Raw genomic sequence first — 12,861 nt, 5'->3', positions numbered from 1 at the left:
AAACATCAGAAATGCCTTTGTTTTGGGGGTTTTTCGTTGTTTTGAAATATTTTTACCCATAAAAAAGAAACCATAATAAACACTTTTTTCTGGGGGAACATTTGGGGGACATTTTTTAGCAATTTAAAATCAATTTATTGTGGGTAGATGTACTAGAAAACCGCCAACCACTCAAATGTGGAAGGCGGTTTTTAGACTATTAATTCCAATTTTTAAGAAAGCTAATTTCTTTATACTATGCTTCGACTATATATCCAACTGTCAAAATTTTCAATTGCTTCATTTTTGCAAGCGCCGCTTCGGCGTCTGATTTAGAAGAATATGTTCCGGTAGCGAAGCGATAAACATTACCATCTTGATAGACTGTACAATATTTCGCGCTAGCAATTTTATTTTTTTCCAGTAGCTGCACAGCTTTTTCCGCTGCTGTTTTTGTTGCATATCCGCCAGATTGTACCCGATACAGTGTTTTCTGATTAGTTTTTGTCTCAGTAGTTATGCTTGCAACTGTAAAAAAAGACAATGGTTTGCTACTAATAATTTTACTTAAGTCCAAATTGCCGCTATAACCAGACAGTTTCCCAACCGAAGTATATTGCCAGAGGTCACATGGATAATCTGGTTTTACTTGTGGTTGCCCGTTATTCGTGCCATATCGCGGGATCCACACGGCGTCAAAGTCAATCATATCCAAATTAAATGGCTTGTATAGATGATGGGCGATGTAGACGCCAACTTTTCGTGCTCCTAGCTCACGTAACTTTTTGACGTATGCTTTTACCCCTGCTCGCATATCCTTCATGGATTGCTCTTCCACGTCCAACCACCAAAAAGTAGGATTCAGGTCTTTCGTGCGGTTATAAAAATCAATCGCTTCTTGCTCCATGTCTTTGATGGAAATTCCTCGTACCCATGCATATGCAGCAGTTGGTACACCGCGTTTACGTAGTTCGGCATGGTGAGTCCGGTAATATTTATCAATCGTTGCAGATCCATACTGAGTACGAATGATTGCGTGATCGATATTTTTAGCAAAAACATCATAATTGATTTTTGCTGGTGGTTGATGATGTGATAAGTCAACGATATATCCCATTTTTATTACTCCTTTCATAAATTAAAAACCGAGTGATTACTCACCCGGTTTTTCGTATGTTAAAGCGCGTTTGCTATCTGATAACCCGCGAGTTGTTGGATCTGGAATTAAATTGATTGCATTTACAATTGTTAATCCTATTAAATATGGATTAGAGATGAATCCTATTAACACATCTAATAATTTTTCCCAGCTGTTAATATCTTCATATTTTATTCCCAGATAACCAAGCGCTGGAATTAGCAAGGCCCCAATAAAACGGATGATAAACGTTAAATTATGTTTGCTAAACCGCACTTTCCAGTTAATTTTCATTTTTACATCCCTCCGTTAGTCAAAAGTAAGCCAAGCAACCCTGTGATAATTGCCCCTATGATAATGCGTAAAATCCAAGTTGTGTTGTTTTTTATACTTTGCATATCTTCTTTCATGTCTTTCAATCCCGCTTCAGCAACTGCTAATCGCGTTTTAACATCTGTCATGTCTTTTTCTAAATTAGATACTCTTTGTTCCATTAGACCACCTGCTCTGCAAAAAAATAACACCGATAACACCGCTCGGCACGGTGCGTTTCCGGATTTTGGTGCAATAGAAAAATCCCTACATAAACCAACCACACCCACCAGTATTTAATGAGATGGGCTACGGTGTAAGTGTGGCGAAATAATCCATCATTAGAAATCAACTCCGGTGATTTCCTTGTACTGCTCCGGTGTGATTTCACCATAAGGATTTTTTTCAGTTTTCACGGCCAACCGTAATTGCTCGGCAGTTACCCAATTCATTTTGTACGCAAGTTTCCAGAAATTCATCGTGATTCACTACCTTTCATTTGTAAAATTTGCAATTTTAAAGACGCAACTTCGGCACCCAATGTGTTGATGCTTGCGTCTTTTTGAATATTGTTTAGTTTTTCCTGGGCTAGCTGTATACCGAGTGCAGCGACCATTTCATCTGTAGTTAAGCCTCCCCCAATTTTCTCAGGCTCCCCAAAGCTACCGTCTGGAAGTCGTTTTCTACGTACAATAGCCATTACTCAAGCACCCCACTTATCAATTTAATGGAATCATCTACATCAATAGATGAGCGCGTCATATCAATTTGTAAGATGATGTTGTCTACAGAATCATCTACTTCATAGAAGAATTCATCTTCCACGATGTCATTATCCACTGGTGCTGTATTTTCAAGACTCATAGATACAAAATTTTCTGGCTCACCTTTAAGCGTCATGTTGATTTTTATATCAATTTGCAAGTTTTTATGGCGCTGGATCCATAATAAAACACCTTTTGCGCTGCCACTTGGAGGCTCGATTTTGTACCGAGCAGTGGACTGCAATAAAGGTGTTTTGACTTCTTTCTTATTCAGTTTGATTGTTTTAGTGTACTTCGCACCATAGTTATCGGCTGCCTCTATGGTAATTGTATTTTGGCCGACATTTAACTGGCCAAGCATAACATCAAAGCTAAATGCATCGCCAGGGCCATTGTACACTTCGACACTATTATTGTTGTTAATTCGGTAGCTCACTTTAATATTCGCATTGGCATCCGGGTCGCCGGCTTGTCCGCTAATTGTGAATTTATCCGAATCGATTATTCCACTTGGTACCACTTCATCAAGTGTTAGTGTTGGCGCTCGATTTGGCACCACATAGAATGTCCGTGTTTGTACTTCCGACTGTGCACCGTCCGAATCCACCGCCCAGACTTTGAGTGTATAAGCGACACCGTCCGTCAAAGCGCTAGACACTGCTGTGTCTCCGTCGTACAGTACACCACCAGAAAATTTTAACTGCTTATTAAACGTTATTGTCGTTTGCGATAAGTTTGTTGCTAAAACTTTACGTTGACTATCATTGATTTGATAGTAAACAGTAACCGATTGGTCAGCGTCGCTGTCGTATGCGGAGCCGGCGATTGTGAGTGTGTCGTTTTCGTATAGTGTTAAATTATTTTCGATATTTAGTGTTACTATCGGTAATGAGTTTGACTTTACATTATAAGTTGGGCTTGTTTGATAGCCGGAATAAGCACCATTAGCGTATGCTCTCACGCGAAAAGCGAGTTTTGTCGTGCCGTTTGGAATAGTATAAGAAAAGTTACGATTTGCTCCGCTATAAATTTGCGTATAGTTTCCACCATTTATAGATACTTCTAAACCATAAGTAATTACATCACCGTCTGGGTCCATTGAAGCTCCCCATGATACCGTTACAGTTTCGCCTGTTTTAAACGAGCCTGCAACTGAAATAGTTGATGGTGTCGTTGGTGGATTGTCTGCTAATCCCTTTTTCACATACCAATACCCATCGGTATGTGTACCATTATCGGGGTAAGTTCCATTTTCTGCAATAATATTTGATTGTACTAAACTTCCTCTTGAATAAGTATTATAAGCTTCATTTATAAGAGCATATTGAACAGTTGCCTCTATATGTGTATTTGCATATCCTGCTGATTTAGCAGTGAATTTTTCTAATTGTTGTCCGTTGGCGGTAACTCTATACCCAGCAGTATTTATATCTACAAAATCTTCAGGAACAAAAGGATTTATTAACCCCCACACAGAAGGACTAGAATTAGTGTAGCCTTTATAAAGTCTTAAATCATAAAAACTAGCATAGGTAGTACTAAGTTCATGCCAAATAGGAGTTTTTTTTACAATTGAAGTATACTTATCGTAATAGTACTTAACCACCTACACCACCTCCACTAACTCAACTTCATAGACCGTATGTGGGCCGACAAGCATTTCTTGAGTTTCTGTGTCGACAACCGCCGTACTCCGAGCGATGATAGCGCCTTTGACATAATCATGCGCCATCGTTTGCACAGTGATCGTGTTGGCGCTTGTGTCCACGGCTGTGATGTAGACGTCTTCGTAGTTGGTGCCGTCGAAAATCGTGGCATAAGTAAATGCGTTGAACTGGCTGGCATCGATAACACTGACCGCAACGTTTGTGCCCGCTGAAATATCCGCTTTGACGTGCGTGGCTTCATTTAACAACTTTATCCGGGACGGCGAGCCATCAAACGCATCTAAAAAATTCCCGTTTGCGCTCGGGACACGCCCGTTGAGTTCGAGTTGGGCGATGATGCTTTTTAATTGGCGTTGGAAAGCGATTAAGTATTCACGGTTGAGTTGAATATTCTTGTCTAAATGCCCCATCACTTTTGCATTATGGCGCGTTCCTTCTTGCAGGGCTTTCCACACCGGTGCACCTGTAATTGGATTAACCTTTTGCTTACCGGTTTTTTCATCAATGACTGGAATAAAATTTCCATTTTCATCAATTTGTAAAATGTGATCAACGAAATTTATTAGCTCATAAGGTTCGATTTTTTTAATCATGGAGCCACACCACCTTCAGGGATAATTGGTATGTCGAACACATACATAAATCCATCGTTTTCTTTATGGAAATTAGTTGTACCGCTAATTAAAATCACGTCGTCCTTATCCAAAAGTGTAGCATGTGTTACTGGACCACTATAATCATCTAAATAAAACATCACTCGTAAGATATTCCCCATTCGTTCCGTACGAAAAATATCAAAGTCTCTTTCGACACCATCGATTGTAAAGCGCGCTTTTCGAATGGTTTCTAATAACGCTTGATAAAAAACATTCATCAATCGTTCATGTATTTGCATAAAACCCCTCCTTTAATAGGAAAATGCCATGCCTGTAATCGGATAGACCACTCGATATTTCTTTTCGCTAACCGGTATTTCAACATTACTTGAACCAACAAAACCAACGTCGTCATTATTGCTGATTGCGACGTTGGTTATTGGATAATCAACTGGGTAGATGTGTTTTCGAGCTGCAATTTTAATAGGAGGTACTTTAATTGCGTAAACAAAATGAAGCCAGATGTTCAAAGGTATCATAGCTTCAAGAGTGTTTTTCAAATTAAGTACATCATTAATTTTTGAATAAAGTTCTAAATGTAGTTCAAACTCTTCTGGATCGAGAAAAAGGCCATAATTGTTTTCCCCACATAGGGAGTTTAAAAGTTGCTTTAAAGTCCTCATGGTATAAGGGAGTTTATTATTAATCTTTGCTAAAACCCGCTGCCTTCGTTCTTCTAAGGTGTCAGTACGTCTGCGTTGAATCTTGAGCATCTTCTCCCATCGAGCGATACCTTGTTCATTCGCTAGATGCACGAACCTGTTATTGAATATGTCAATAATTTGCATCCGGACCTTATTGAAGTTTTTGTTCTCGACATTAGCAATTTCCTCGAAATCTTTTAAATCTTTAACAGTAGGAGGTTGTAAAGTAGATACATCTATTTCATGTGATAAGAAATTATCCACTTACCTCACCTCTTACAGGTATTTCGAATATGCCTAAAATTAAATTTTCAGGCGCTCCATTCAATAATGTATTTTGCACATCGACGACACCATTAATTTCTAAAATTCTAGTTTCAATTTGTATGATGCGAACGACAAGCTGCTCTGAATCTTCCCAAGTTTTTTTGAGTTCAAGGAAGTAATCGTCAATCGCTTGATGAACTTCAAGCTCAATATCCTCCCATGCATAGCTTTCTTCGTAAGTAATGTTGAGTGTAATATTAACAGGTACTTCAATGACACCTTCAATTTTTACTACGTGGCCTATCGGTGCTATTCCTAACCCTTCACCTTTGTTACCTTCTGGGTCAATGACAGTTTGCAAATCATTTAGTAATGATTGTGAAGGTGTTCGATACTGTGAATCCATGACTACTAACAATACATTGTGCATTCCATCCCTGAAACGTACCGCTTTAACACCACCTACACCCTGTAACTCGTGTACTTTATCCTTATAATCCTTTCGATTTCCGCCATATGCTTTGGAATCAAAACTTTCGAGATACCTTTTTCTTAAAGATTCCGTACTTTCTTCATCTTCTCCTGGTACAAGCAATTCGGTTAGTTCTGCTTTTTGAAGTCCATCAATATATTCAATTGGAATAAGCGTGCCAAACCGAGTGTTCCCAATGGATCCAGCTGTTTCGCATTGTATTTCATATATACCTTGTGATATTCGTTTGCTAGCAACATAATTCAATTCATCAAGCGAAAACCTTGAACCAATCGGAATATCGATGTTAAATTCTCCTTTTAGTATTGCATGCGTGGCAGGTTTTGGTGTTATACCACGATCCAAACATAACCGTATTAAAAATTCCCTCGAAGCTGTATCGCCAAACATTTCGTTAATTAATGATTCCATCGAGAGATAGAGTTGGTACAACTGAATTGTGTGCGGAGCCAACGCATCATAAATAATCGAACCTTCTCGCTTGTCAATATCATTCGGCACTTGACTAAGTGCTTCTTCTAACAAACGTTCCGGGGTTATGTTCTCAAACATTACGCAATTTTCACCTCCCAAGAAGCGTCAACTTCGCCGTAAATTGTATGGGCAACAAACGAGACAAACACTTTATTCTTCTTATGGCCAAAAGAAAAAGCGTTGACACTTGTAATTCTGTCGTCTTGTGTCAATGCTTCTGTAATTAATCTTTTTATCTCGCTGTAAACATATGGAATTGGTTGTCCGAATAATTTAGCGAGTTCTGCCCCGTAGTTCCAAGAATAAATGATATGCTCGTATCTTTCGGTAGAAAGAGTTTTATAGATGAATTGCTTAATCGCTTCCTTGCCGTCGACATAGCCAACAATACGATTTTTTTCTAAGTCGATTCGATAAGTTTTTGACGGTTGTTGTACTTCTTCGAAATCATTTAATAAATCGTTGTTAGTTTGTGGTAACACGTTATCACACCCTATCTACCACGATATATTGCTGACCACCTTGCATACGTATGAGCAGCACTTTTTCGCCATTTTTTAAACTGTTATGCACTAGAAATTTTTTTCGACCTTTATATTCATGTTTGTGCGGAGCGAATTCCGAATATCCGCTTCCACCGCTTGCACTCTCTGTTTCGTGATTCATCGTCATGTCAACTTCAAAATCCGTGACATTTCGAGTGAGTTTTAATTGCGCTTCTCCAAGAATTAACTTCTGGTCGATTCGAATTTGTAATGGATTTTCGTTGATAACTTCTCCATATCTAATTGCTGTCGGATCTGATGCGTTTACTGCTTCGACCGCTGCCTTTTTAATCAACTTTACTAAGTCGTTAACATTACGCAATAAACTCACCGCCAATCAATTGCAAGTCCATCGTGTGCGAAGATTCATTAAATGTGTGCTTAACACTTTCAACCACCATGTAATTTGCTACGGTTATATCACCAAGATATAACGCGACTGGTAAAACGGAGCCACCACGTACACGTACATCCCCAAACACTTTATTTACTGAGAGTTTACGAGATTTACGATTAAATTGTTTGAGCAATGTGTCAGCTTTTAGTTTTCCATTCGCACTTTCTTGAATGGTCTCAAAATACTGTAATACTCCCCATTTATTGATGTTATTGGTGTCTTGAGCAATATAAATCTCTCGTTTTCCGTTCTTTTTGTCTTCATAAACGAGTTTTATTTTGTTATAAGTTTCATTGTCAATGCTCGTTGTATAATTAAAGCTTTCGCCCGTTTCTTCGTCGATTAAAATGTTCAAACGCATGTCTTTCATATTATTTAATATTAATTTCCCGAACTCATCGTATAACACAAACACTTCGCCCGTGTTGGCTGTCGTCTCATCCAACGCCATTTGAATAATTTCAAACAGTTCTTTGTTATCGGCCGTCAACGTTGGGATGTAATACTTCGTGTCATCTGCACTAACGAAATTCAAATTAAAATCGGCTGCAATCGTTTTTAAGATTTGCACAGCCGATTTATTCGTAAATACATAAGTATCTTTATTTTTTAAATAACGTAATTGATCGTAAGCAGTCACTTTAATTTTGTCGTTGTTTTGACGCTCTTTTGTAAACACAAAACCGTAAAATATTTTGTTTCCGTTATATTTAAAAATGACTGGATTGCCTTCTTGAAATCCTAACGCCTCATCTTTCAAGACTGTAAATGTCAATTTCCCCGCTGCTTTGCGCCGCTGTGTCTCCCAAGTGACACCTTCCTCGACAACGCATTGTTGAATTTTGTTTCCGTTCTGTATGATTAATTCAACATTAGCCAAGTTTTAACACCTGCCCCGGATAGATGAGATTCGGGTTTTTAATATTGTTCAATTTTGCTAGTTCCGTGTATTTTGAGCCGTCACCCAATTCTTTTTTGGCGATAGCCCATAGTGTATCTCCCGATTTTACTGTATAAGTTTTAGGAATTGTTTTCGTGCTTGTATCACGCTGTTTTTCAATTTTTACAGACTTAACTTGCGTTTGCGGTGCACTTTGCGCTTTTAAAACTTTCGTTCCCCAAGGTCGGTACTGTTTTAATCGAATTGGTACAATGACATCAAAACCGTTTTCTGCATCTTCTTGAATCTCGTAATCTTCTAAAGATACAAGCATATTTGTATCAAAAAGAAATGTTCCGTTTGGTTTCATTCTGTTGACGATAAAAACGAATGGTTTCTGATTAATTTTTAACTGTTCAAGTTTGTTTAAGTAGTACGATGCAGGTTGATACCCGTTCGGATAAACAGCGAATGGATATTTTACGTTCGGAAGTAATATCTCGAATTCTATTTCGGTAAGACCCGCTTTTTTCAATAAATTGACTTCGCCGTCATCAATTAATGTCAAAGTTTCATTTTTGTTGTTGATTTTTAAAGTGAGTTCTTTCGGTGCAACGGGGAATTGTACCCCGTCTAAGAAGAAGTTATACATTCCCTATTACACCCCCTCCGGCAATGCATCAAGCGCTTCTTCTGTTTTTGCTACTAATTTATCTACGATTCCATCTAAATCCAGCTCACTATTGATGTTGTTCTGCATTCCGCTCATATCAATTGTGATATTACCTGTTGTATAGCGATTGATTGCTTCGGCGTTTGCTGCATCTCTCAAGTATTTCATATCTTCTTCTAATAAATCCACGCTGTCAGCCAATTTTCCTGTATTGCCAGCTGTATCTTTTGCGGATCCGTTACCTGCATCGATTGCATCGCCTAAGCCGTTTACCGAGTTTAAGATGTCTTTCATATATTTTTCCATGTTAAAACTCTCTTGATTTTGGATATCTAAATCAAAACCACTAAATAGATTCGCTCCCCAGTTATATGCATTCACTGCATTATCAAGCGGAGACATATACTCAAGTCTCGGAAGCTCGATATACGTTTCTGGCATATCTCCGACCCAATCGTTGATACGCTTTTTTAAACCGCTATAATCCGCTTTGATTGATGTTCTCGCACTAAATTTACCGACTTTACCAATGTCTAACCCCGGTATTTGATTTAGTGCTCCTATAATCCAGTTAATCCCTTCAATTGCTTTATTAGCAGCAGCAATTAACATATTCGCAAGATTTGTAGCAACACTATCGAACGAGCCGATCATCGATGTTGCCATGTCGATTGCGCTGTTTGCTAAATTCGCAAAGAAACGTTTTATTGTGTAAACCGGATTACGCCATATATTAATCCAAAACTCAGCGAATGAAACGACCAAATTCAACATATAAGCAATCACGTTGTAGAAAACAGAATACATGAACGCGAATGCCCCAGTTATTAATCCGACAGCGCTAATATTCGCGCCCGTAAAATGATTCACTACTTCTATCGCCGCAAAATATAAACCTATTAGTAAGATTAAAGCCCCTATAATAACTCCAATCGGGTTGGCTGCCATAGCCGCGTTTAAATTCCATTGAGCAAATGTAAATTCCATTGCAGCAATTTTTGCAATAGTAAAATATGCAGCTAACGCTAATAAAGCTGAACCTACTATAGTTAAAACAGGTTCTATTATGGCCCAATTGTCGTATACAAACGCACCAAGAGATGCTAAGCCATGTAAAAATGTTAAAGTCAATTGCGCTATCACGTATAATGATTGACTAGCACGATTAACGAATTCTTGAAATTTTTCACTGTTTGCTATTTCATTCATGTATGCTAAAACATCTTGAAACGCCCATAACGCTTCATTCTTGAAACTTGTCCAAATTTGTCCGAACGTTAAAGGCATACTTTCAAATTTTTTATTAATATCATCAGCTGCTGCGAACATTGCCGATTTTACGATTTCTGCAGTGATTTCACCGTCTGCTGCCATCTCGCGTATTTTACCAATCGGCACATCAAGATAATCAGCAATCGTTTGAATGATGGTAGGCGCTTGCTCGAAGATTGAGTTTAACTCGTCACCACGCAGAACACCTGAACCTAGCGCTTGAGTTAATTGTAAACTAGCATTTGCAGCCTCTGTCGCTTCGGTACCAGCAATACTAAATTGTTTTTGTAGCAATTCTGCAAAAGCGACTACTTCTGCAGTACTTTCGAAAGCGTCGCGTGCATTATTTCCAAGTTTACCTACGATATCAACCATATCTGAATAAGAAGAATATGAACGTTGCGCGCTATGGTAAATCATATTTTGCAGTTCGGCTGTTGTTTGTAACCCGTCATTCATTAATTCTAGACGAGCTTTACTATTTGCAATTTCATCAGATATGCTTATTGCATCTCCGATTGCATTTAAAGTCAAATAAGTTCCGACGATACTTCCTATAGTACCTAATAGTTTTTTTGCATAGTTATCACTATTCTGTACGCTTTTATTAAATTCATTTTGTGCGTTTTCAGCTTGCCTAATTTCATTTTCAATCTGATTAAAATTAGCTTCAACCTGTTGCAATTCTCTTTGCGCTGCTTCTAATGCAGACACATCAACAGCTTTTCCGGATAAATCTTGCAATGTTTGAAAACTATCAATAACAGTCGCCATCGCCATGTTCATTGCCCGGAATTGTTGCGACATCATGTCATGGACCATGATGCTAGTTTTAATAGTCGTCATCTCTTATCACCGCCTTTTTAGGCATAATAAAAAGCCACCTATTAATTAGTGGCTTCGTTACATCAATTTAAATTAATAATTCCTGTTTCAGTTCCCCAGAAACCCGTTTGTACTTGTAAATCCAACCCAGTTAATCCAGGCGGAACCTCGAATACTACATTACCTGTAAGCGCTAATCCTGGATTAATACCTTCAAATGTGAAATATTTATCATCAGCTACAATAATAGTTGACGGCGAATACTCTGCACCAGTAGAAGTTTTTAATTTAAAAAAACTTGAATCTGTTTGAATCATTTCATTGCCATCATTACGAACTGTTACATTTACATTTAAAAATACAGCACCTTCTGCATCAGGTGTATATTTCATGTATCCATTTGCTGCACTTATTTCATTAACTTCATTTAGAGAGTTCACTTTAAAAGTTACTTTATTTACAGTTAGTTCCTCTCCAATACCTACATTTTTAGTCTCTTCAACAACAGGTTCTGTCTGAACATTGTTAGATTTGTTATTTGAATCAGTATTACTTTGTTCGCTATCGCCAACTAAGAAACCGATTATAACTAATAGAACAAATAAAGTAACAAGTCCTCCACAACCAAATTTTAAAATTTTCTTCATATTATATTTCCCTCCCTACCCATAAATATACATAAAAGGGAGTTGAATTTCTACCTTCTTTTTCTACGTTTACCCTTACCGCCTTTAGATTTCCGTTCAGCTTCTTTTCTAGCTTCCTTCTCAGCTTCAATTTTCACTTGAATAGAAGCGATAATGAAGGCTTTCTCATATCTATCCAAAGCTAAATACTGTGACGGCAACAGCTTTAGCTTATGCAGTGCGTAGTGCGCTATATTCGCATCGCTATCACCGTCTAAAATTAGTTTTTTGCTTCTTCCACTAGGTCGTTCATGTCAACATCAAAACCATTGACCTCTTGAGCGATTTTCTTTACTTCAGTTAATTCTGCTGGAAGTAACATCTTTTGTAATAATGCCTCAGCTCCCATAACGCCATAACTGCTTTGTAATTCAGCGTTATTTAAGTCTGGGAATTTAATTGTTGCTACTGTTGTTTTTAATGAATAGAGTTCGAAGTCGATTTCTGGCATTGTTACACCTTTTCGACCTGGAACGGGCACTCGTCTAGTACACTCTCGACGAATAGCTGTATCTACATCAGCGGTAATCGCCCCAAACTTCCAAGGAATCGGATTCCCGTTTTCATCTTTAAATCGTTTCGATACTACACGTTCGACGATATCGACTTTTTCAACGTTCTGTGCAAAGAAAGCTTGTAAGTTACTCATTAATGTCAGCCTCCTGAATTTTTAATATAAAAAAGCCCACCGAAGTGGACTTTACTTTTATTGCATTACATCGAGTATGGAGAAACTTTCAACTAATTCCCAATCCTCAAATGTAAAATCAAACGAATCTTCAAGATATTCCGCATCCGCATCAATTAATGCAATGATTCCTCCATCAAGGTTACAATCTTTTAAAATGATTGTTTGACTACCAACGTTCGAACTAGGATCTTCGTTAGTAACTTGCACATCGAAATAAATATCTTCTCCAGTTTCTTTATAGCGGTAGAGAAGTTGACGGAAAATAGATGTGTTGAAATGGAATGTAGCGCTCCCAGTACCTTCCCATCCCGTCGATTTATTACCTTTACCTGTTTTGCCGAGAATAGGAACTTGCGTTTTCGTTTTCTCCATTCGTGCTTCAAGGTTTATTAATTGAGCAAAATTATAGCGAGTACCTTCGATTGTTACGAAAGCCTCGCCTTGAGCTCCGTGTATCGCATCTCTCGCATGCATTGTTTCTGCCATAATCAATTACCC

The 12,861-nt window shown here is 38.1% G+C and carries 18 protein-coding genes; all 18 read right to left on the bottom strand.

From position 1 onward, the window contains the following. Positions 1–235: 235 nt before the first annotated feature. Complete coding sequence (locus DKZ56_RS13450; RefSeq protein WP_208650446.1) at positions 236–1,096, bottom strand: GH25 family lysozyme; 861 nt, start codon at positions 1,094–1,096, stop codon at positions 236–238. A gap of 36 nt (positions 1,097–1,132) precedes the next feature. Continuing rightward, a complete protein-coding gene (locus DKZ56_RS13445) occupies positions 1,133–1,411 on the bottom strand; it encodes a phage holin (RefSeq protein WP_208650445.1) in 279 nt (92 codons plus the stop codon). A 2-nt stretch (positions 1,412–1,413) separates the two neighbouring features. After that, positions 1,414–1,611: a hemolysin XhlA family protein gene (locus tag DKZ56_RS13440; RefSeq protein WP_208650444.1), complete on the bottom strand. Its 198-nt coding sequence runs from the start codon at positions 1,609–1,611 to the stop codon at positions 1,414–1,416. Positions 1,612–1,770: 159 nt separating this feature from the next. Continuing rightward, complete coding sequence (locus tag DKZ56_RS13435; protein WP_208650443.1) at positions 1,771–1,908, bottom strand: XkdX family protein; 138 nt, start codon at positions 1,906–1,908, stop codon at positions 1,771–1,773. Then, complete coding sequence (locus tag DKZ56_RS13430; RefSeq protein WP_208650442.1) at positions 1,905–2,129, bottom strand: XkdW family protein; 225 nt, start codon at positions 2,127–2,129, stop codon at positions 1,905–1,907. The genes DKZ56_RS13435 and DKZ56_RS13430 overlap by 4 nt, the downstream gene beginning before the upstream one ends. Continuing rightward, complete coding sequence (locus DKZ56_RS13425; RefSeq protein ID WP_208650441.1) at positions 2,129–3,799, bottom strand: hypothetical protein; 1,671 nt, start codon at positions 3,797–3,799, stop codon at positions 2,129–2,131. The genes DKZ56_RS13430 and DKZ56_RS13425 overlap by 1 nt, the downstream gene beginning before the upstream one ends. Further along, complete coding sequence (locus DKZ56_RS13420; RefSeq protein WP_208650440.1) at positions 3,800–4,453, bottom strand: hypothetical protein; 654 nt, start codon at positions 4,451–4,453, stop codon at positions 3,800–3,802. It lies immediately after the preceding gene. Then, positions 4,450–4,755: a hypothetical protein gene (locus tag DKZ56_RS13415; protein WP_208650439.1), complete on the bottom strand. Its 306-nt coding sequence runs from the start codon at positions 4,753–4,755 to the stop codon at positions 4,450–4,452. The genes DKZ56_RS13420 and DKZ56_RS13415 overlap by 4 nt, the downstream gene beginning before the upstream one ends. A gap of 12 nt (positions 4,756–4,767) precedes the next feature. After that, positions 4,768–5,424 carry a putative phage tail protein gene (locus DKZ56_RS13410; RefSeq protein ID WP_208650438.1) on the bottom strand — a complete coding sequence of 219 codons (657 nt, stop codon included), beginning with the start codon at positions 5,422–5,424 and terminating at the stop codon, positions 4,768–4,770. Beyond that, positions 5,417–6,472, bottom strand: coding sequence for a baseplate J/gp47 family protein (locus tag DKZ56_RS13405; RefSeq protein WP_208650437.1), 1,056 nt, complete (start codon positions 6,470–6,472; stop codon positions 5,417–5,419). Before DKZ56_RS13405 ends, DKZ56_RS13410 begins: the two co-directional genes overlap by 8 nt. Then, entirely contained in the window at positions 6,472–6,876 is a 405-nt protein-coding gene (locus DKZ56_RS13400; protein ID WP_208650436.1) for a DUF2634 domain-containing protein, read from the bottom strand. The genes DKZ56_RS13405 and DKZ56_RS13400 overlap by 1 nt, the downstream gene beginning before the upstream one ends. Before the next feature lie 4 nt (positions 6,877–6,880). Then, on the bottom strand, positions 6,881–7,261 hold the full coding sequence (locus tag DKZ56_RS13395) for a DUF2577 domain-containing protein (protein ID WP_208650435.1): 381 nt from the start codon (positions 7,259–7,261) through the stop codon (positions 6,881–6,883). Beyond that, entirely contained in the window at positions 7,254–8,216 is a 963-nt protein-coding gene (locus tag DKZ56_RS13390; RefSeq protein ID WP_208650434.1) for an XkdQ/YqbQ family protein, read from the bottom strand. The genes DKZ56_RS13395 and DKZ56_RS13390 overlap by 8 nt, the downstream gene beginning before the upstream one ends. Continuing rightward, positions 8,209–8,868, bottom strand: coding sequence for a LysM peptidoglycan-binding domain-containing protein (locus tag DKZ56_RS13385; RefSeq protein ID WP_208650433.1), 660 nt, complete (start codon positions 8,866–8,868; stop codon positions 8,209–8,211). Before DKZ56_RS13385 ends, DKZ56_RS13390 begins: the two co-directional genes overlap by 8 nt. A 6-nt stretch (positions 8,869–8,874) precedes the next feature. After that, positions 8,875–11,007, bottom strand: a complete 2,133-nt coding sequence (locus tag DKZ56_RS13380; RefSeq protein WP_208650432.1) for a tape measure protein — start codon at positions 11,005–11,007, stop codon at positions 8,875–8,877. A 62-nt stretch (positions 11,008–11,069) separates the two neighbouring features. Continuing rightward, complete coding sequence (locus tag DKZ56_RS13375; protein ID WP_208650431.1) at positions 11,070–11,633, bottom strand: DUF4352 domain-containing protein; 564 nt, start codon at positions 11,631–11,633, stop codon at positions 11,070–11,072. 259 nt (positions 11,634–11,892) lie between these two features. Next, positions 11,893–12,321 (bottom strand): phage tail assembly chaperone, encoded by a 429-nt coding sequence (locus DKZ56_RS13370; protein WP_208650430.1) that lies wholly within the window; start codon positions 12,319–12,321, stop codon positions 11,893–11,895. Between the two features lie 57 nt (positions 12,322–12,378). Continuing rightward, positions 12,379–12,849, bottom strand: coding sequence for a phage tail tube protein (locus DKZ56_RS13365; protein WP_208650429.1), 471 nt, complete (start codon positions 12,847–12,849; stop codon positions 12,379–12,381). Between the last annotated feature and the right edge of the window lie 12 nt (positions 12,850–12,861).

The organism is Ureibacillus thermophilus (assembly GCF_004331915.1).
Taxonomy (GTDB): Bacteria; Bacillota; Bacilli; order Bacillales_A; family Planococcaceae; genus Ureibacillus; species Ureibacillus thermophilus.
Note: the sequence above shows the minus strand (reverse complement) of the source record. Positions and strands in the feature narration are given on the sequence as shown.